Annotated in this window: 13 protein-coding genes and 1 pseudogene; 11 read left to right on the top strand and 3 right to left on the bottom strand. The window is 54.3% G+C overall.

The genetic code is table 11. From position 1 onward, the window contains the following. Positions 1-171: 171 nt before the first annotated feature. A complete protein-coding gene (locus RW092_RS01100) occupies positions 172-1,779 on the bottom strand; it encodes an extracellular solute-binding protein (protein ID WP_316009282.1) in 1,608 nt (535 codons plus the stop codon). 43 nt (positions 1,780-1,822) lie between these two features. Then, complete coding sequence (locus RW092_RS01095) at positions 1,823-4,033, bottom strand: helix-turn-helix domain-containing protein (protein WP_316009281.1); 2,211 nt, start codon at positions 4,031-4,033, stop codon at positions 1,823-1,825. Positions 4,034-4,227: 194 nt separating this feature from the next. On the opposite strand from RW092_RS01095, the gene RW092_RS01090 reads away from it, so the two are divergent. From RW092_RS01090 to RW092_RS01045, 10 genes and pseudogenes are all read left to right on the top strand, one after another. Further along, positions 4,228-5,121, top strand: coding sequence for a proline iminopeptidase-family hydrolase (locus tag RW092_RS01090; protein ID WP_316009280.1), 894 nt, complete (start codon positions 4,228-4,230; stop codon positions 5,119-5,121). A gap of 425 nt (positions 5,122-5,546) precedes the next feature. Continuing rightward, positions 5,547-6,149, top strand: a complete 603-nt coding sequence (locus RW092_RS01085) for a hypothetical protein (RefSeq protein WP_316009279.1) — start codon at positions 5,547-5,549, stop codon at positions 6,147-6,149. Next, entirely contained in the window at positions 6,118-6,489 is a 372-nt protein-coding gene (locus RW092_RS01080) for a helix-turn-helix transcriptional regulator (protein WP_316009278.1), read from the top strand. Before RW092_RS01085 ends, RW092_RS01080 begins: the two co-directional genes overlap by 32 nt. Positions 6,490-6,828: 339 nt before the next feature. After that, the gene (locus RW092_RS01075; RefSeq protein WP_028537473.1) at positions 6,829-7,713 is read left to right on the top strand and encodes an ABC transporter permease; all 885 of its coding nucleotides are present in this window, start codon (positions 6,829-6,831) and stop codon (positions 7,711-7,713) included. 15 nt (positions 7,714-7,728) lie between these two features. After that, positions 7,729-8,634 carry a carbohydrate ABC transporter permease gene (locus RW092_RS01070; protein ID WP_316009277.1) on the top strand — a complete coding sequence of 302 codons (906 nt, stop codon included), beginning with the start codon at positions 7,729-7,731 and terminating at the stop codon, positions 8,632-8,634. A gap of 145 nt (positions 8,635-8,779) precedes the next feature. Further along, a pseudogene (locus RW092_RS01065) lies at positions 8,780-10,448 on the top strand (extracellular solute-binding protein). A 228-nt stretch (positions 10,449-10,676) separates the two neighbouring features. After that, positions 10,677-12,395 (top strand): alpha-1,3-galactosidase-related protein, encoded by a 1,719-nt coding sequence (locus tag RW092_RS01060; protein ID WP_316009276.1) that lies wholly within the window; start codon positions 10,677-10,679, stop codon positions 12,393-12,395. A gap of 25 nt (positions 12,396-12,420) precedes the next feature. Continuing rightward, entirely contained in the window at positions 12,421-14,874 is a 2,454-nt protein-coding gene (locus RW092_RS01055; RefSeq protein ID WP_316009275.1) for a glycoside hydrolase family 95 protein, read from the top strand. Beyond that, positions 14,871-15,242 (top strand): glycoside hydrolase N-terminal domain-containing protein, encoded by a 372-nt coding sequence (locus RW092_RS01050; protein ID WP_316009274.1) that lies wholly within the window; start codon positions 14,871-14,873, stop codon positions 15,240-15,242. The genes RW092_RS01055 and RW092_RS01050 overlap by 4 nt, the downstream gene beginning before the upstream one ends. Continuing rightward, positions 15,232-15,600 (top strand): MmcQ/YjbR family DNA-binding protein, encoded by a 369-nt coding sequence (locus RW092_RS01045; protein WP_316009273.1) that lies wholly within the window; start codon positions 15,232-15,234, stop codon positions 15,598-15,600. Before RW092_RS01050 ends, RW092_RS01045 begins: the two co-directional genes overlap by 11 nt. A gap of 94 nt (positions 15,601-15,694) precedes the next feature. Here the strand turns inward: RW092_RS01045 and RW092_RS01040 are convergent, their stop codons facing one another. Next, positions 15,695-16,582, bottom strand: coding sequence for an AraC family transcriptional regulator (locus RW092_RS01040; protein ID WP_316009272.1), 888 nt, complete (start codon positions 16,580-16,582; stop codon positions 15,695-15,697). A gap of 121 nt (positions 16,583-16,703) precedes the next feature. Here RW092_RS01040 and RW092_RS01035 point away from each other — a divergent pair, with 121 nt between their 5' ends. After that, positions 16,704-20,057, top strand: coding sequence for a DUF5107 domain-containing protein (locus RW092_RS01035; RefSeq protein ID WP_316009271.1), 3,354 nt, complete (start codon positions 16,704-16,706; stop codon positions 20,055-20,057). Positions 20,058-20,423 lie beyond the last annotated feature (366 nt).

Here is a 20,423-nt window from a genome sequence, read left to right as displayed (position 1 = left end):
TTTTTTGGGGGCTTCTTCTCTTTTTCTTGCGGGGGGTTTCACCTTTTTTATATGACTAACTTTAATTAATATCGGGGGCTGGAAGGAGGTGGATCGGCAAAAAAATCATCCCAGAAAGGGAAGAACCCTCTCTGGGATGACTTAATTGCTCTCAATTCATAAGGGGGCGGCTTACGGTGCTCCGCCGTTGTGCTTCTGATAAGCCAGATGCTTCTCTTCACGAACCTGCTGTCCGCCGATAGATAAATACTCCGCAACCTCCTCGTCGTATACGGCATCAAATGCTTCCGGAGAAGCGGTAATGACCTTCACGAAAATCTCATCGTTCTTCTCATTTAAAGCAGCGGCATACCGAATTTCGGAAGGCAAAATCGCATGAATGCGCGGGGTTTCGATCCCGTCATTCATCCCGTATTCCACGCTCTTGCGCGTAAACTCTTCAAAGCGTTTGTTGTTCGCATTGGCTTTCAGATTTAAGCGTTCGTCCTGGCTGCTGACATATTTCCCATTTAAAATGATGCAGTAGTCAAAATAGTTAAATAACAAACGGTTGGCATCCTCGTTCTCCAGCGTCACCGGCACGCCGTCTTCCATCCGGTAGGTCACGCCTTCCACGCCGTTCTGCAGTGTAATAATGTTCTCCGGCTGCGCCATCCAATTTAAATATTTCATCGCTGCTTCGGCGTTTTTGCTCGTTTTTGGAACCATGATGTACATACCCGTATCTTCCAGTATCGGCTTCGTCTTCTTGCCGCTGGCGCTGGTGAAGGGATCGATTGGCGTTAGGATGGCATTGGGGTCGTTCTTTAACAGTTCAGCCAGATATCCCATATAAACAGGCTCATTTGTATTGGGGGATGCGGCTCCAACGCGACCGTTCACCAGGTCTTTCTGAAATTGTTGGGCGAACCGGTCCAAATGGAATTCGGGATGAATCAACCCCTCGTGATACAGACGGTTCAGGAATCGGAACGCCTCCTTGTTCCCGGGCATCGTCCAACCCGGCTCAGCGTATAAGTCCTCCTCGGTGATCTGGTCCCAATCCCAAAATGAGTACTGCAGCGGGGCGGTATGGTAATAATCGATTTGACCGAAAGGATAGATGACCTCTCCGGTCTTCTGCAACCGATTCTTTTTAAACACTTGGAGCGCCCGGTAAAACTGCTCTGTCGTTTCCGGCAGGGAGAGTCCAGCTTCGCGGAGCCAATCCTCACGGATAAAGGTCGTGGTTCGGGCCGTCAGCACCCGCTTTGCAGGAATCGCAAACTGTGTTCCTTGTATACGTCCATAACTCAAAATCTCTTCCCCGAGGAGCTCCTTCAACCTGGATCCGTACTGGTCCAGCAGAGGCGATAAATCGGTCAATTTCCCTTGGGTGTAGAAATTGTAGACGGTCGGCAGATCATAGGTGAACACGATATCCGGCGCTTGATTAGCGGCCATTAACACCTGCAGCCGCCGGACCTCCTCCGCCCGAGGGATGGTGACAAATTCGATCTTAATCCGTTCCGGATTTCCGAAATGCTCCTGAATGTACTGCGTCATCCGATTATCGGTAATCGTGGGGGCGCCGATCGGTTTATTGCTCCGTTCGAACAGTTCAATACGAAGTGTTGTCCAGCTATCATGATTGGCTGTGAATTCGTCTGATTCCAAGTTTGGGAGAGGGCTGGCAGCCCAACCCAGCAGATTCGGATCCCCAAATCCGCTGCAGCCCGACAGGACGCCCAGAATAACGATGAGCGCCAGCTTTGATAACCACAACCTCAACAGGGGCATGGCGAACCCTCCTTCCTCGTTGGGAACACAGTTTTTATGTCTTTTACGTTGCGCGGTGCATATTGCGGTACTCTCCTGGCGGAATGTCCTGAAATTTCTTGAATGCGCGATAAAAGGAATTCACGTTCTGGTAACCGCTGTTGATCGCCACCGACTGGATCGAGTCCTCCGTTTCCAACAGGAGCTGCTTCGCTTGCTGCATCCGGACCTTCAAGACATAGTCCACAAATTTCTCCCCAATTTCCTCCTTGAAAATCACACTTAAGGCGCTGGGCTGCAGGTTCAAATAGTCGCTGACTTGAACCAGGGAGAGGCCGGGGTCGGCGAAATGCGCATCGATGTAATGCTTGGCCTGCATCGCCAAGCTATGATGTCTGCGGGCTTGCCGGTCTTCCTCCACGCAGGCTTCGAACTGATTCATGAGGCTCATGAACTGTTCTTGAAATTCTGCCAGCGTCTCCATCGTTTCAGCTAGATTAGCGAACCGCTCTTGATACTCGCTTTTCCAGCGCGATTGGATAGGGGGGGACATGGCCAATACGACCTGGTCCATCCGTTTAAGGAACGCCTGAGCGAACTCCACCATATCCCGCTTGCGGAATTGCATTTTACTGAGTTCGCCCAAGACTTGGGTTAGTTTCGCCCGCCATTCGCTATCATTCATACGGAAGGACTGGGCGGCATAATCCAATGCTTGTAGATACGCATATCGGTCCAGATTTAGAATGCCTGCGCTTCGCCGATTATCGATGATGGAATGAATACCTAGTACCGTCTTCAGCTCCACATTCTCCACCGCGTTCCGATAGGAATCAGCGAGGGTCTCAATCGAGGTTGAATCGGCTCCGATGCCGATCGTCAGCGTCAGCTCCAGATGCTGATGAATCCATTTTTTAAATTCCTCTGCATAGGTGATGGTCGCTTGGGTGCTGTGTGAATCGGCGGTGTGATGTACGACAAAGGCGATGCGATGCGGCTCCATCCAGGCATGCCAGACGAAGACATGATGGCTTTGGCCTAGATCGCGGAATGCGCTTTCAACAATGAACTTCAGCAAGTTCTGGTCTTTGACCTTGTACCTATCTGTAAACTCGGCATATCGGTCCAGTTCGGCTACCATCACGCCTAACCGGTCATAGGGAGCAGACAAATTAAACTCGGTCAGTCGCTGCTGGAATTCTTCATCCGTTAACACGAGATGACCCGCTAACAGATCATGAAACAATCGTTGTTGCCGCAACAAGCTGTCTTCCTTGTGCAGGTTCTCGTAATCCAGCGATCGCTTCAAGAGATGGTCCAGCGCCATTTCGATGAAGGTGAACTCATTGTTTGCCCCTTTAATGCCCAGCTCCTCACTTTTTCGGTTCGAGAATTGGCTGACCTTTTCCGTGATCGATTGGATCGGTTTGTAATGAATGTGAGTGATGATAGTAAATCCGATCAGCGCCAGCAAGATCAAGATGATCCAAATGACCATCCACGCGCTCGAGAAGAGGGATAGCCAGTTGTAGCCCTGATCATGAACCCCCTCTGACACATAGGTCCAGCCGGTATAATCCGATTGAACTTGAATCGGGTTCATGGCCGTCACTTGATCCGGGGATGGCGAAGCAGCATCAATTAGTCTCACTCGATTGTAATCGCTTTCACCAAAGGAATTAAGGTATTCCATAAAAGAGCGCTGATATACGTTGACCACCAGTGCTCCGCGCATATCGTCTCCGGTATATACAAATTTCACCAGGGAGACCACCTGCTGGGCTTCCTCCTCATGCGGCGAGTAAGCGAATGAGCGTGGATTAAACCATCCTGCCGCTTCCTTTCTGCCGTAGTTGGCTGCCAGAAAGTCTGCATCCCCAAATGAACGGAGCGAATAGGACCCCAAATCCGAAATAATTCGTTGCTCGGCTTCATTGTAAATGTAAATGGTGTTGGCAAAAGGCAAAGTTAAGCTTAGGTCAATCAGCTTTTTCTGCAGTAAGAAGTCATCTAATGCATCTTGCGAGGTGTTGGCGAAGTAGTCCTGAATCTCGCTGTCCATGAGCAGCTTACTGACGACATTGCGCTCGATCAGCATGAGATTCGCATCCGCGTGAAAGACGATCCGATCAAGGATCGCTTTGTTGGTTTCCAAGTATTTTCGCTCGGAAGCATTGTTGAGGGCTAAGAAAATCACGAAGATCATGGAAGAAATGATCACGAAGAAGATCGGAGCATAGGAAAGAATCGTACGGTAATACCAGTTCATTCGCATAACCAACTCTCCCAAACCGTTTCGTTTATTATAAGAGATCCCATTCCTGTTGTTAATTCACAATTTATTTCAAATTCTCATTTTTTTATTTGTTGCAGGAGCGTAAAGCTTACCATCTTGACTTAAGATCTTTTGCTCTGGGAGGGAAGGATGGAGTATTATAATTCTCATATTTAGGGAAAGGCGGAGAACACATGGAGGAACTAACAGAACAGGAAGGATATATTGATGTTCCCGGGGGGAAAGTCTGGTTCGTTCGAGTAGGAACCGGCTCCAAGACACCGCTGGTTGTATTGCATGGGGGTCCTGGAGGGACACATCATTCCTTGAAAGCCGGTCTTCAAGATCTGGCGGATGAGCGGCCGGTTATTTTCTATGATCAGCTGGGCTCGGGGAACTCGGAGCGGCCAGGTGATCCTTCACTCTGGCAGCTCGATCGGTTTGTTGAAGAGCTGGAATGTGTGAGACAAGCATTAAATCTGGATGAAATTCACCTTCTGGGGCATTCGTGGGGAACGATGCTGGCTGCCACTTATTTAATAAAACGGAAGCCGAAGGGCGTGCGAAGCATTACCTTTTCCAGTCCATGCTTAAGTGCGGAACGCTGGAAACGGGATGCAGATGTTCTGATCTCCAAGCTGCCTCAAGAAGTCCGTGAGGCGATTGTTCGCAATGAAGAACGAGGGACCACCGACTCTGAGGAGTACCGAAATGCGGTTGACGAATATTACAAGAGGCACTTAATCCGGATTGAGCCTCTTCCGGAAGTGGTCATTCAGAATCGGGCAAAATCCAATTCCGAAGTATATCTGACGATGTGGGGACCTTCCGAGTTCTGTCCGACAGGGAATTTGAAAACCTTTGATTGTACTTCGGAGTTGAATCAGATTGCGATTCCTGCATTGTTTGTCTGCGGGCGCTATGATGAGGCTACCCCCGAATCGACTCAGTATTATCAATCGCTTGTACCCCATTCGCAATTTCATGTGTTTGAAAATAGTGCCCATTACGGTTATTTGGAAGACTCGGATGAGTATAAGGCTTTGTTGAGAAGCTTCACGAATAAGGTTGAACTCAGCCTCATGTGAACGATAGCGCATGCAGCCCGGCTCTAGAGAGGGCTTGGGCTGCTCTTTTTTGCTGCTCTTGTTACGGACAACCGCAGAGGATTGCAAACCCGCGCCACGATGCGGTTTTTACGGGGACAGAGAAGGAAAAATGTACGCTAGGCGACCCAGGAGTACCCTATCCAATCGAGGTGAACCTCGATATGCTGGGATAGAAGGGGCGCTCCATGCCGCTGGACAGAGAAATACGCAGTAGATATAATGATGAAACGAAAAAAGCGGACGGCTCGGCCGTTATATGAGAGCGCTACCAAAAAAGATGGGGGGTCATCCCATGCATCGGCGGGTACATCTCGTACCGGACTTCCATTTCGGTAACAGAGTCGATCTCGATTGAGAACAGCGTCATCCAGCTGGAGAAGAGCCAAGAGCTGCTCGAGCACCGGATGGCGGAAGTGGAGGGGATGACTCGGCAGCTGGCGATCAGCCAGGAGATTAACGCCTTGATGAACGACCGAGGTACGGAGAGGGATGTGTACGGCATCTGGAAGGCGATGCGCAACGTGCTGACGTTTGGGCAAACCAACGATTTTTTGCAAAATTATTTCATCTATCTGGCGAATTATAATTTGATTATCACCTCCGGGTCGTCCTACCGGCCAGAGCATTATTATGAATATTTTCATTACGACAATCTATCGTTTGAGGAATGGGAGCAGCAGGTGTTGGGCCAAACTCACCGCAGCGAAATCAAGCCGCTGACCCCGTTCATCCAACGCGATGTGAAAACTTCTGTGATCACCTACATGCAGTCGCTGCCGCTGGACAGCTTTAACGATACGTCGTCAGCGATTGTGGTCGTTCTGATCGACCAGAAGACGATGACCGGGCTGTTATCCGGCTTAACGGAGCAGAGTGGCGGGTGGGTTCATATCTACGACGCCAAGGGCAATACGATCTTCCTTCAGGGTGAAAAGGTTCCCGCTGGAGACGATTCAGCAGGAGATCCATGGGATCATGCAGGAGTTGTGCAGCTTTATCGCCAATAAGAAGAAGGATTCGCACGCCCAACTGATCAAACAGATCTATGAGTATACAGCTGAAGCCTATTGCGATCCCGATCTGACGTTATATCGGGTTGCAGAGCACGTGGAACGACCGGAGAAATACATCTCCCAGCTGTTTAAAGAAGTGACCGGAGTGAATTATTCCGATCATCTGATTAAAGTGCGGATGGATCAGGCCGCATTGTTGCTGAAGGAGAGCAACTATACCGTTGATGAAATTGCCGCCCGGGTGGGGTATAACAGTTTCCACTCATTCCGGCGGGCTTTTAAACGATTAACGGGAGTTTCCCCTAGCGCTTACAGGCAGTCCTTTCAGGACTGATCCCAAGCGGCCTCACGATTCATCCCGGCTTTCACAGCGACCGTACCTTCCAATGGGAAGGGGGCGGTCGCTGTTTTTTATTTGCGGAATCATGGCTCCCGTACCGAAGAATGTTCCCTCAAAAACGGGAGAACTGTACGCCAAAAGACGGAAGTGTACCTGTTCAATGCCGCCAAACATGCCCTATGATCGACTCAACGAGAAAACGCTATCATATCCATCAAGGTGCTTACCAAACGTATAGGGGGAATTGTTCTGGAAAAACAACTTGCTTTCAAACCGGATTACGTCCCGGACGCCAAGCGCAAGGCCAGCTACTGGCGGACCGCACGCAGAAATATCAAGAAGCACTGGCAGCTGCATCTGCTGGTCATTCCTCCCATTTTGTTTTTTCTAATTTTTAAATATTACCCGATGCTGAATGCGGTGCTGGCGTTTAAGGACTACAACGTGATCAAAGGGATCTGGGGAAGTCCGTGGGTAGGGTTCAAGCATTTCCAGCTGTTCTTTGAAAATCCACAGTTTTGGACGTTGGTGAAGAACACAATTTTTCTCAGCGGTTATCTCATTCTTGCCGGATTTCCGATTCCGATCATTTTAGCGTTAATGATCAATGAAATTCGCGCCGGCCGCTTCAAGAAATTCGTGCAGCTGGTTTCCTTTGCACCGTATTTCATTTCGACGGTGGTTATGGTGTCGATTATTATGCTGTTTCTTGCCCCTCGGCTCGGCTTTGCCAATGTCGCTCTCAATTACTTCGGGTTTGAGTCCATCAATTTCCTGGGGGAACCGGGGATGTTCCGCTCGATTTACGTCTGGTCGGACATTTGGCAAACCGCCGGTTATAACGCTGTGATCTATCTGGCTGCTTTGGCGGGAGTTGATCCAACCTTGTATGAAGCGGCGAAGGTGGACGGCGCTTCGCGGTTTCAAAAAATTCGCCACGTCGATTTGCCAGGTATCGTACCAACCATCGTCATCATCCTGATCCTGAACGTCGGCAACGTCATGGCGCTCGGCTTCGAGAAGGTGTACCTGCTGCAAAATCCGCTAAACCTGGTGAATTCCGAAATTATCGCAACCTACGTTTATCGAATCGGCCTGCTGAATGCGAACTACAGCTTCGCCACTGCGGTTGGTTTGTTTAATTCCATCATCAATCTCGTTCTGCTGCTGACTGTTAACGGATTGGCCAAGCGGCTGACGAAGAGCAGCATCTGGTAGGAAAGGAGTTAGGATATGGCAGCTATAGCAACCCCAAAGCGAAGAATCAAAGAATCAGCAGGAGACCGGATATTTCTTGGCTTCATCTACGTGATCCTGACCCTGCTCGTCATCATTGTGCTTTATCCGCTCATCTATATCATCAGCAGCTCCATCAGCTCTCCGGCGGCGGTTACGTCAGGCCGGGTCTGGTTGTGGCCGGTGGACCTGTCGTTTAGAGGCTTTGAAGAATTGTTTCGCAGAGGTGAGGTGATCACCGGCTACCTGAACTCGATCTTTTATACAACCGCCGGAACCCTGATCAGTGTCACGTTGACCATCATGATTGCCTATCCGCTGTCATGCCGTTCGTTCTTCGGACGAAACGCGTTAATGATGTTTATTACCTTCACGATGATTTTTAGCGGGGGCTTGATTCCGACTTATATGGTGGTGAAGGGGCTGGATCTAATCGATACGCGCTGGGCCCTTCTGATCCCCAATGCGATCTGGGTCTGGCAGGTGATCATCGCCCGCTCCTTCTTCCAGACCTCGATTCCCGAGGAGCTGCTGGAAGCAAGTGAAATCGACGGCTGCAGCGATCTGAGGTTCATCTGGAGCGTAGTGCTGCCGTTGTCGAAACCCATCATTGCCGTACTCGTGCTGATGTATGCAGTTGGGCAGTGGAACGCTTATTTCGATGCGTTGATTTACTTGAAGTCGGCGGATCTGTTCCCGCTGCAGCTGATCTTGCGAAGCATCATTATCCAGAACAACAGCGGCAGCAACATGGATGCGATCGCCATGGTCGAGAAGCAGCAGTTGGCTGAATTGCTGAAATACTCGTTAATTGTGGTGGCCACGCTGCCGGTGCTGATCATCTATCCGTTTGTGCAGCGCTATTTTGTTCAAGGGATGTTGGTTGGTTCAGTGAAAGGCTGATTCCTGCTCCTCCATAAAGTAGCGGTTGCGCCAAAAGGCGGCGGACTTCATGATAGAAGGAGGTGATGCTCTCGATTGGCACCATGAGAGTTGCAGAAGGGAAACGAATGACATCTATACAAAAAGGGAGCGATCAAATTTGAATTTGAAAAAAACCCTGCTTAGTATGTTCATGCTGGTTCTAGCGGTTACGCTGGTCCTCAGCGGCTGTTCGGGGAAAAATACAGAGAGCTCGAACAGCGCCCAGGGCAACGGCTCGTCCGGCGGCGCCGAATCCACGAAACCGGTGGAAATCAGCGTGTTCGCAGTTCAGGAATCGGGCATCGACATTCCGACCAACAAGTTTACGAAGTTTTTGGAAGAGAAGTTTAACATTAAATTTAATTGGCAGATTAACCCGTCTGACGGCGCGAAGGAGAAACGCCAAATTTCATTGGCGAGCGGCGATTACCCGGAGGCTTACCTGTTGACGGCATATATCGATGAGTTCTCTCAAGCGGATGTACTTAAAATACGGCCAGCAAGGGGTGTTGATTCCGCTGAACGACCTGATCGATAAATATGCCCCTAACATTAAAAAGGCCATGGAAGAAACGCCAGAAATGAAAGCGCTGTACACAGCTCCGGACGGTAATATTTACGGGCTTGGCGCTTATACGGAGTGCTTCCACTGCTCTTATCCGAACAAAATGTGGGTGAATACCGAGTGGCTGAAGAAGCTGAATATGGAAGAGCCTAAAACAACGGAAGAGTTCAAAGCGATGCTGCAGGCGTTCAAAACTCAAGATCCAAACGGTAACGGCAAAGCCGACGAAGTGCCGCTCAGCGGTTCCATTGAAGACTTTGGCGTACGTATCGTGCCGTATCTGATGAATGCCTTCGTATATGACGACGACCGCAACTACTTAAATCTGGAGAATGGGAAGGTCGTCTCGGCAGCGATCAAGCCGGAATGGAGAGAAGGTTTGGCTTATATCAAATCGCTGTATGATGAAGGGTTGATTGACCCGGGGGCCTTTACGCAAAACGCGGAAGCCTACAAGAAAATCGGGGAAAACGCAGATGCGGAAATTCTCGGTGCCGGGGCAGGTATGCATCCTGCGATCTTCATCAACATCGATCCGGGCAACTCGCGTTCCGCCCATTATAACCCGCTGGCGCCTTTGAGCGGGCCAAATGGGGTTTCGTATGCGACGCATGACAACGGCGGCGTCACCTCTGGGGCGAAATTCGTCATTACGAATAAGGCCAGCGAGGAAGCGCAAATCGCTTTGATTAAAGCGATTGACTACATGTACACGCCGGAAGGCCAAACGAATGCCGCCAGCGGCTTGAAGGGCATCGACTGGACCGATCCGGAGCCTGGGGATAAAGCGCTGGGCGAAAATGCAACGCCGATGGTCAAGCAAATCCCGATGAAGGAAGGCGAAGCACCGCGTAATGCAGGCTGGAGCGGCATGGGGCATTTCTATATGCCGAAGGAGTATCGCGACACTTGGGTTCAAGGTGAAGATATTTATGCTTCGGACGGCTATGAACGCAGATTGTACAACGCTACGCTCCTCTATCAGGGGCATGAGCCGAGTGAGATTTTCCCTATCTGGGCGATCTGGATCGATCCGAGCGAAATTGACGAAGCCAGCATGCTGCAAACGAACCTGAAAAATTATATTGAGCAGAGCCAACTGCAGTTCATCACGGGCAACAAGGATCTGAACAAGGATTGGGACGCTTATGTGAAAGGGCTGAAGGATCTGAAGCTGGATCGTTATCTGGAGATCCTGCAGAAGGCTTATGATCAATTGGCGAAATAATTAGATCCTCTCTGGTCGCATGATCGCGGCTTGAATCAAGGAAGCCGGCCTTTGGGCCGGCATTCCTTTTTTCTCAGCCCCCAAAAGGGACATTTTCCGGCATTATTTTTCCAAAACAGTGATAGATGGAGAGGAGCAGATGTGGTATGTTGAGCGAAGATAGGATAACGCCAGGACTAGCTTCTGAACACATGTGGGATACGCTCCGAATGGAGGTGCCCGAGGAGGATGAACCTACCTGTGATTGTGATCTCCTTAAGTGATTATGGGGCTCGGCTGGATACGCAAGAGGATACGCAGCCCGCGATGCAGATGGCGCTGGAAGCCGCTATGCAAACAGAAGGGCCTGTTGTGCTGGAGGTGCCTTTGGGCCGGTATCATTTTTATCCGCAATCGGCGATTCGGGCTCCTTATCATGTCACCAATACCGCAAGTGAAGAGGAGCATTTCGATATTACGAAAACAATTGGGATGCTGCTGAAAGGACAAAAGCAGTTGACCATTAAGGGGAACGGGTCTCTGTTCATGTTCCACGGCAAGCAGACAATGCTGCTGATCGACGGCAGCAAGGACATCGTCATCCAGGACCTTCACTTCGATTACGCCCAACCGACGGTGGCAGAAATGACCGTGGTGCATTGCGAGCCTGAGGCGTGTTGGATGGAGGCGGTGGTGCATCCCGATTCGAGGTATGCTATTCAGGAAGGCCGACTGATATGGGTTGGTGAGGGCTGGCGCTTTCAGTCTGGGCCGATGCAGCTATGTGAACCGGCGGAAAATACAACCTGGCGGGTGGACAATTGGCTGGAGCGGAAGACGGCCCTGGTGGAGGAAGTTGGTCCTGGTCGGATCAGGTTTTATTTTGACCGCGGTATACCTGAGGGATTGGCCCCCGGTCGCGTAGTTCAGATGCGGGATGGAATCCGTGATCAAGTAGGCGTCCTTGTCCATGAAAGTGCGAATATCACGTTCACAGGCTGCGGGTTTCATTTTATGCATGGGCTAGGGCTGGTGGGACAATTCAGCGAAAACCTTGTTTTCGAGCGCTTGGACCTGTCGCCAAGGGCCGAAAGCGGCCGGACGGTGGCCGGCTTCGCGGATTTCATCCATCTGTCTGGCTGCCGGGGGCAAGCGGTGATTCGGGATTGCCGGTTTGCCGGGGCACATGACGACGCGATTAACGTCCATGGGACCTACCTGCAAATTGTTGGCCGTCCGGCGCCTAATCAGCTGTTGGTAAGGTTCATGCATCCTCAAACTTATGGGATCCCGGCTTTCCGTGCCGGGGACGAGATCGGCTTCGTTCATACGGATACGCTGGTGACCTACGGAAGCGGCAGGGTGAGTGAGGTTCTGCGGTTAAACCCTCGCGAGCTGCTGCTTACGCTGGAGCAGCCAACCCCAAGGGAGATGAGGCCGCAAGATGTGATCGAGAACGTCACCTGGTCCCCGGAGGTGGAAATTACGGGCAACCACTTCGCCCGTATTCCGACGCGCGGGGTGCTGGCTTCCACGCGGCGGCGAACCGTGATCCATGGTAACGTATTTGAAAGGATACAGATGAGCGCCATTCTTGTTGCGGCTGATGCGCGCTCCTGGTTTGAGTCAGGTACAGTTGAGGAGATGGTTATCGAGGATAATCAATTCTTCGACTGCGGCGGCGAAACGCATGCAGTGATCACCATTGCGCCGGAGAATCGGGAGGTACATCCGGAGATAGCGGTTCATCGCGGAATTGCCATCGTGCACAATCGTTTCGAATCGGTGTGCGGCTTGCTGCTGTCCGCACGTTGCGTACAGGACTTGGTGTTTCGAGGGAACGAGATATCGCTGGCGTTCGCTGGGGAATTTGACCAGGGAAGTGCCGTCATCTTGGAGGCATGCCCGGATGCGGTGATCGCAGACAATGTGTTTCTTGGCGATGAAGAGCAGGTGAAGAGTAACTAAAGATCTGGTAGGGGAGGAAAACAAGATGGAGCAAAACACTAGGCTACAGTACGACAGACCGGCTGCGGTCTGGACCGAAGCATTGCCGATCGGAAACGGACGCCTTGGCGCGATGATTTACGGCGGGGTGGAACGGGAAACGATCAGTCTGAATGAAGATACGTTGTGGTCCGGATATCCGCGCGATTGGAACAATCCTTCCGCCCGGCAGGTACTGCCTGAGGTAAGGAAGCTGGTCCGGGAAGGCCGCTACGAGGAGGCAGATCAACTGGGGCGCCAGATGCTGGGGCCATACACGGAATCCTATTTGCCGTTTGGCGATTTACAGCTGACGTTCGAGCACGGAGCCGCCTGTCGGAATTACCGGCGCACGCTGGATTTGGCAAACGCTGTCCATGTGACGGAATACAACGTTGGGGAAGTAAGCTATAAGCGTGAAGTCTTCGCTTCCCATCCCGATCGGATCATCGCCATGCGGCTGACGTGCAGCCAACCGGGAGCGCTTGCTTTTCATGCCCGACTCGACAGCCCGCTCCGCCACGATACTGCTGTGGAAGATGGGGCATTCGTGCTGCGGGGGACAGCTCCGGAACGGGTGGAGCCGAACTACGTGAACGCAGATCGCCCGATCCGCTACGGCGATCCGGAAATCTCACCGGCAATGGCTTTTGAGGGACGACTGGCGGTTGCAGAAACCGACGGCCGGGTCAGCGCCCACGGGGACGGGATTCGCGTGCTCGATGCTACAGAGGCGGTATTGTATTTCAGCGCCGCGACAAGCTTTGATCGATTCGATCAAATCCCCGGTGCGGGGCGGCCGGAATCAATTCCGGCGGAAGTGGCTGCATCTCGGGCCAAGGCGGACTTGGCTGGTGCATTGGGCAGCCGTTATCGGGAGATTCAAGCCCGGCATATCGAGGACTACCAAGCCCTGTTTAACCGAGTCAGCCTGTGGTTAGGGGAGACAGCAGCTCCGGAAGGACTGGACACGGAGCGGCGGATCGTAGAGTACGGAGCCGCTGATCCGGGGCTGGTTGAGCTGCTGTTCCATTACGGCAGATATTTGCTGATCTCCAGCTCCCGACCTGGGACGCAGGCGGCCAATCTGCAAGGAATCTGGAACGCGATGACTCGGCCGCCGTGGAGCAGCAACTGGACGCTAAATATCAATGCGGAAATGAACTATTGGCCGGCCGAGGTATGCAACCTGGCAGAGTGCCACTGGCCGCTGCTGGAGATGATCGGCAACCTGGCTGAGAATGGGGCGAAAACGGCCTCCGTCAACTACGGTACTCGGGGGTGGGTGGCCCATCATAACTCGGACATTTGGGGGCACACCGCCCCGGTGGGCGATTTCGGCGATGGCGACCCGGTCTGGGCGCTGTGGCCGATGGGTGGTGTCTGGTTAACCCAGCATTTATGGGAGCATTACGTCTTTGGCGGGGACGTCGCATATTTACATGATTTTGCTTATCCCATCATGAGGGACGCTGCGATGTTTGCCCTCGACTGGCTGATCGAAGACGAGTCCGGCTATCTCGTCACTTCGCCGTCGACCTCGCCAGAGCATAAATTCCGCACGGCAAGCGGTGCAGCGGGGATCAGTGAGGGAGCCACCATGGACTTGTCACTCATCTGGGAGCTGTTTACGAACTGCATTGAGGCGGCGGGTGTGCTTGGCATCGATGAAGCGTTCCGCGAGGAACTGCGGCAGACCCGGGAGCGGCTCTTGCCGCTGCAGGTTGGGAAGTATGGGCAACTGCAGGAGTGGAGCCGGGATTTCGAGGATGAGGATGTCCATCATCGGCACACCTCCCACCTGGTGGGTGTCTATCCCGGCCGCCAGCTCTCGGTCGAGGAGACGCCGGAGCTGTTCGCCGCTGCGCGGCAAGTGCTGGAGCGGCGGGGCGATGAAAGCACCGGATGGAGCCTGGGCTGGCGAGTTGCTCTATGGAGCCGGTTCGGCGACGGCGATCGGGCGCTGCGGCTGCTCGGCAATATGCTGCGGCTGGTGAAGGACGGCGAAACGGAGCGCTATAACCACGGCGGCGTTTACGCCAGCCTGTTGGGCGCGCATCCGCCGTTCCAGATTGACGGCAACTTTGCCGCTTCGGCGGGCATCGCCGAAATGTTGCTGCAGTCGCACCGCCCCGCGCTGGTACTGCTGCCCGCTCTGCCGAAGGCCTGGCCGGACGGCGAGATCCGCGGCCTTCGCGCCCGCGGCGGCTTCGAGGTTAGCCTGCGCTGGGCGAACGGCAAGCTGGCTGAGGCCAAGATCGTGTCGACGCTGGGCCATGCCTGCCGCGTTCGGGTCGGCCTCGACGGAGGGACGCCGCTGACCGTATACCACGGCGGTGTGAAGGTGGCCGTGGAAACGATGGAGGATGGCGACCTCCGATTTGAGACGGAAGCCGGGGCAACATATCGACTGATCCCGGACGACCGGATGGCTGCCGGCGAGGCGGTGGCTCGGCCATGAAGGTGAATGCGGCGGAGCATGGCGCAACCAAGCTCTGGTATGACAAGCCGGCTGCAGGCTGGTCTGAGGGGCTGCCCGCGGGCATCGGGCGGATCGGCGCCGTCGTGATGGCCGCACCGGAGCGCGAGGTCTGGAACCTGACCGAATCGACCTATTGGTCCGGCCAAGCGGAGGAGGTTGGCGCCGCCGGGCTCGGAGGCAAAGCGGCGCTGGCCGCGATTCGCGAGCGGCTGTTCGCCGGCGATTACGCGGGCGGCGAACAGCTGGCGAAGCAAACGCTGCAACCGCCGAAGCGAAACTTCGGCACCCATCTGACGTATAGTTACAACATAAGCAAGCCAATGAGGGGGAAGGGTCGTGTACCGTAAGTTGGTTGAATATTGTTTGTCCAAAAAAGGGGCGGTCGAGGAGTATCCTTTTGGCCCGGATACGACGGTCATCAAGGTCGGGGGCAAAATGTTCGCTCTGCTGCCTGTTACCGCCGATGATGAAACAGCAAGCATCTCGCTGAAATGTGACCCCATGATCGCTGCCAATCTCCGGGAACAGCACGAATGCGTGAAGCCGGGGTATCATTTGAACAAAAAGCACTGGAATACAGTCACCGCAGATGGCAGCTTGTCGATGGACGAATTGCAGGCGATGATCGACCACTCGTACGATCTGGTGCTTGGCGGTTTGACGAAAGCCGCCCGCGAGGCGGTCCTGATGCGCATCGGCAAGTAATGTCGGCGCAGGAAGGCTTCGGCCGCTCCGGGGCTTATCCCTTCGGAATACGGCGGTATTCGGTTGGGGAGTACCCCATGATTTTCTTAAATAATCACGAAAAATAATACGGGTCGGACAAGCCGACCGCACCGGCGATCTCTTTGACGCTTAAGCCGGTGAGGTCAAGGAGCTGTCCGGCCCGTTGCATTTTCAGCCGCAGAAAATATTCGATTGGCGGAAGCCCCGCCTCCCGGTTAAACAAGTAGACGAGATGCTGCTTGGACAGCCCAACCTGCTTCGCCAGTTCGGACAGCGTGAGGCTCTCTGTCAGCCGCTCGGTCATGTAGCGGACCGCTTCATCGAAATAGCGTTCGCGTTTGCGGTCCTGCGCCGACCGTTCGGCGCTGAGCCCGATGCTGCTAAGCAAGTGGCGCATGGTCTGGGCGACATGGATCTGCACGGGCAGAGAGTAGTGCTTGTCATGAAGCAGGCGGTAACACTGCTCAAAATGCTCCAACAGCTGGGCATGTACGCTCAGCGGCAGCCGGACAGGGCCGCCCTGGTCCAGGCCGTAGGTGTGAATCAACGCGTTGGTATCCTCGCCCTGCAGGTGAAACCAGTAGATACTCCAGGGTTTATCGGTCGAAGCCCCATATCGGTGCGGCTTATGCGCAGGAATCACTGCCAGCTGGCGCTCGGTCAGCGGGTAGCTTTGTTGCATTCTGCTCGCCGTCGTTCCTGAGCGGTCTGGTCTGCCATCCGTGGGTTCCTCGCTCCATTCCACCCATCCTTCGCCTTCCACACAATAGATGAAGATATGAGCGTCCGCCCCCTCGGGCCGTTCCCGATAATGGTGCAGGGCGTTCGGGAAAAACCCGATATCGCTAACAAACAGCGGGCACGTCAATGCGGAGTTTTTCAGTTCCTTCAGCATATAGTCCGGTTGCACAAACAGCTTTTGCGCCTCAAAACCGTCCGGCTTGCGAATTTGATGATCCACAGAAACGCCTCCTCATAAGAATATAGTCCATCATTTCCCGTATTTCGTCAATTGGAATTCCTTCAGCTCCGGGGTACATTGGGGTTACAACCGATTCAACCAATGAAGGGGAGGATTTGAGATGAACGTTCAACAGCGGGAGGCGTCTCCAAAGGCTGCGGTTCGAGTCTGGGAAGAAGATAAGCTGATCCCGACGTATGGGGTTGGAGAGCCGGACAAGAACCCGATGTTTTTGGAAAAACGCGTATATCAAGGCAGCTCCGGACGGGTATATCCCTATCCGGTCATCGATAAGATTTACGATGAGAAGCGGGAGGTCAGCTATCGGCTGGCGATTTTGGAAAATGAGTACGTGCGGATCGAAATCATGCCGGAACTCGGCGGACGGATCTACCGTGCGCTCGACAAGACGAACAACTACGATTTCGTTTATTGCAACCGCGTGATCAAACCAGCGCTAGTTGGCCTGGCCGGGCCGTGGATTTCCGGCGGCATCGAGTTCAACTGGCCGCAGCATCACCGGACGAACACTTTTGGCCCGGTTGAGTACCGGCTGGAGCAGGGAGAGGACGGCAGCGCCACCGTTTGGGTCAGCGAAATTGACCGCATGTATGGCACGAAGATGACCGCCGGGTTTACACTGTACCCAGGCAAGGCGTATCTGGAGATATCCGCGCAGCTGTATAACCGGACGCCGGAGCCGCAAACGTTCCTGTGGTGGGCTAACCCGGCCGTGGCGGTAAATGATCATACGCAGTCCGTGTTTCCGCCGGACGTTACCGCCGTATTCGATCATGGCAAGCGCGACGTCTCACGGTTTCCGATTGCCACCGGCACGTACTACAAGATGGATTATTCGGAGGGCGTAGATATTTCTCGTTACAAAAACATCCCGGTCCCCACGTCCTACATGGCTTACAAATCCGACTTCAACTTCGTCGGCGGGTACGATCACGGCGTGCAAGCCGGCCTGCTGCATGTCGCCAATCACCACATTTCCCCGGGGAAGAAGCAATGGACTTGGGGGAACGGCGAATTTGGTCAGGCTTGGGACCGCAACCTGACGGACGAGGATGGCCCGTACATCGAACTGATGACCGGGGTGTATACCGACAACCAGCCGGACTTCACCTGGCTCCAGCCGTATGAGGAGAAGTCGTTTAAGCAGTATTTTATGCCTTACAAGGACATCGGTGTTGTCAAAAATGCTTCCATCGAAGCGGCCGTTAACCTCGAAGTCGACGAGACGGCGCGGACGGCAACGGTGCTGGCGTATGCAACATCCGATTATGAAGGGGCGGTCGTGGAGCTCAAAGGCGTACGCCGAACCTATGTATCGGATACCGTGCGGCTGTCGCCGGTGGAGACATTCAAAACCGTTGTCTCGCTGGATGAAGGCGATCAGCCACATGACTTGCGAGTGACGGTGTGCGACCGCGAAGGACGGCTGCTGATCTCGTATCGCCCGGCGAAACCGTCGATCGAACAGGTATCGGAAGCCGCCAAGCCGCTGCCGAAGCCGGAGGAGCTGAAGACGAACGAGCAGCTGTATTTGGCGGGCCTTCATCTGGAGCAATACCGCCATGCTACGTTTGAGCCGGAGGCGTATTACTTGGAAGGCCTGAAGCGCGACGCCAGCGATATCCGCATCAATGTCGCTTATGGCACGCTGCTGCTGCGCCGGGGCCGGTTCGCCGAGGCGGAGGCGCATTTCCGCACGGCCGTGAAGTCGCTGACCTGGCGCAACCCGAACCCGTACGACAGCGAAGCGCTGTACCAGCTCGGGCTGGCTCTGCAGCTGCAAGGGCGAGACGAAGAGGCGTTCGCCGCCTTCTACAAAGCCGTCTGGTCCGCTGCCTGGCAGGACAGCGGCTACTATTCGCTGGCCGCGATCGCCTGCGGCCTCGGCAGCTATGCGGAGGCGCTCGAGTTGGCCGAGCGCTCGCTAATCCGCAATAGCCGCAACTATAAGGCGCGGCATTTGAAGGCAGCGCTGTTGCGGAAGCTCGGTCGGCCGGAGGAAGCGCTCGCCTACACGGGCGAGACGCTGGCGCTGGACCCGGCCGACTTCGGCGCCGCCAACGAGCGCTGGGCCGCGCTGCGGGCCTTGGGCGATGCGGCAGCGGCGGATGAAGTCCTGGCCGAGCTCCAGCGGTTGATGCGCGGTGACGCGCATAACGTCCTGCAGCTGGCCGCGGACTATCTCGGCTTCGGCCTGTATGACGAAGCCGTGCAGGTGATGCAGCGGATTGCGCCGGACGCAGACACGCCGGCTTACCCGATGCTGCATTACACCTTGGCCTACGCGTATGAGCGGACCGGCCAGGTCGAACTGGCCGCGCGCCATCGGCAGGCAGGCGCCGCCGCGCCGGCGGACTACTGCTTCCCGAACAGCCTGACGGACCTGCTCGTGCTGCAAAGTGCGATCGCGGCGAACCCGGGCGATGCGAAAGCGCATTACTACCTTGGCAACTGGATGTATGACAAGAAACGCCCGGACGACGCGATCGCTCACTGGGAGGCGTCCCGGGAGGCGGACGCCGGGTTCCCGACCGTACACCGCAATTTGGCACTGGCTTATTACAACAAGCGCCAGGATGTCAATGCGGCGCGGGAAGCGCTGGAGACGGCGTTTGCGCTGAACTCGGAGGACGCCCGCGTGTTTTACGAGCTGGATCAGCTCTATAAGAAGCTGGGCCGTCCGGCGGCGGAGCGGTTTGCGGCGTTGGAACGCCACCTTGCGCTCGTGGAGAAGCGCGACGATTTGTATCTGGAATACGTCACGCTGCTGAATACGTTAAGCCGCCACGACGAAGCATTGCGGGCGTTGGAAGCTCGCAGGTTCCACCCTTGGGAAGGCGGCGAAGGCAAAGTGACCGGGCAGTACCGGTTCGCCCTTGTCGAGCTTGGGAAGCAGGCACTCGCGGCCGGGAACGCCGAGCAAGCGATCGAACGGTTGGAGCGGGCGCTCGTTTACCCGGAAAATCTCGGGGAAGGCAAGCTCGCCGGAACGCAGGAAAACGACATCCTGTATTACCTGGGCTGTGCATATGAGGGGTTGGGCCTGATGGAGCAGGCGACGCCGTATTGGCAGGCGGCTTCGCAAGGGCTGGAGGAGCCGGCCGGAGCGATGTACTATAACGATCAGCCGCCGGAGATGATTTTTTATCAAGGGCTGGCTTGGCGGAAGTTAGGCGTGGAGAAGGAAGCGAAACGCCGGTTTAACCAGCTGGTGGACTATGCCGAGAAGCATTTGTTTGATGAGGTGGAGTTCGATTACTTCGCCGTATCGCTTCCTGACTTCCTCGTGTTCGAGGACGACTTGAACCGGCGCAACGTCATCCACTGCCGCTTCATGCGGGGACTGGGGAAACTGGGCCTTGGCCGGCGGGAAGAAGCCGCCGAGCAGTTCGATGAGGTGCTGGCCCTGGAGCCCAGCCATCAGGGCGCGATGATCCATCGGCGGATGTGCTGATGGATTGCGGAGGGACTTTACAAACCCTGCGCTAACGCTTGCCACAGTGCTTATTTGGCTTAAAATGGCGAGTTTCAAATTCTAACGCTGACCAGCGTTCTTATGGGGGCGATTGAGCCCCCATTTTGCTCTAAAATGAGCAAATAAGGTGTCTGGTAAGCGTTAGAATTCGTACACCCGCTTTTTTGCCCAAATAGCGTTGTTCACAAGCGTTAGACAATCCAGCCCTCGCGGGAAAGAGAGCGGTCTGCGGCGAGAAGCGTCCCGCAGCCAGAAAGAATCTGTAGCGAGAAGGCATCCTGAAGCAAGAGTGCTGCTAGACTAAAAAGTAGACATGGAGAACCGAGAATCGGGTAAAATGAATCT

Origin of the sequence: Paenibacillus sp. 3LSP, assembly GCF_032465655.1 — a bacterium.
Lineage (GTDB): Bacteria > Bacillota > Bacilli > Paenibacillales > Paenibacillaceae > Fontibacillus > Fontibacillus barengoltzii.
Note: the sequence above shows the minus strand (reverse complement) of the source record. Positions and strands in the feature narration are given on the sequence as shown.

Coding starts and splice junctions, on each gene's coding strand:
- RW092_RS01035 (WP_316009271.1), top strand. CDS start 16,704: ATGAACGTTCAACAGCGGGAGGCGTCTCCAAAGGCTGCGGTTCGAGTC.
- RW092_RS01055 (WP_316009275.1), top strand. CDS start 12,421: ATGGAGCAAAACACTAGGCTACAGTACGACAGACCGGCTGCGGTCTGG.
- RW092_RS01090 (WP_316009280.1), top strand. CDS start 4,228: ATGGAGGAACTAACAGAACAGGAAGGATATATTGATGTTCCCGGGGGG.
- RW092_RS01060 (WP_316009276.1), top strand. CDS start 10,677: ATGAACCTACCTGTGATTGTGATCTCCTTAAGTGATTATGGGGCTCGG.
- RW092_RS01095 (WP_316009281.1), bottom strand. CDS start 4,033: ATGCGAATGAACTGGTATTACCGTACGATTCTTTCCTATGCTCCGATC.
- RW092_RS01085 (WP_316009279.1), top strand. CDS start 5,547: ATGGCGGAAGTGGAGGGGATGACTCGGCAGCTGGCGATCAGCCAGGAG.
- RW092_RS01070 (WP_316009277.1), top strand. CDS start 7,729: ATGGCAGCTATAGCAACCCCAAAGCGAAGAATCAAAGAATCAGCAGGA.
- RW092_RS01080 (WP_316009278.1), top strand. CDS start 6,118: ATGCAGGAGTTGTGCAGCTTTATCGCCAATAAGAAGAAGGATTCGCAC.
- RW092_RS01100 (WP_316009282.1), bottom strand. CDS start 1,779: ATGCCCCTGTTGAGGTTGTGGTTATCAAAGCTGGCGCTCATCGTTATT.
- RW092_RS01050 (WP_316009274.1), top strand. CDS start 14,871: ATGAAGGTGAATGCGGCGGAGCATGGCGCAACCAAGCTCTGGTATGAC.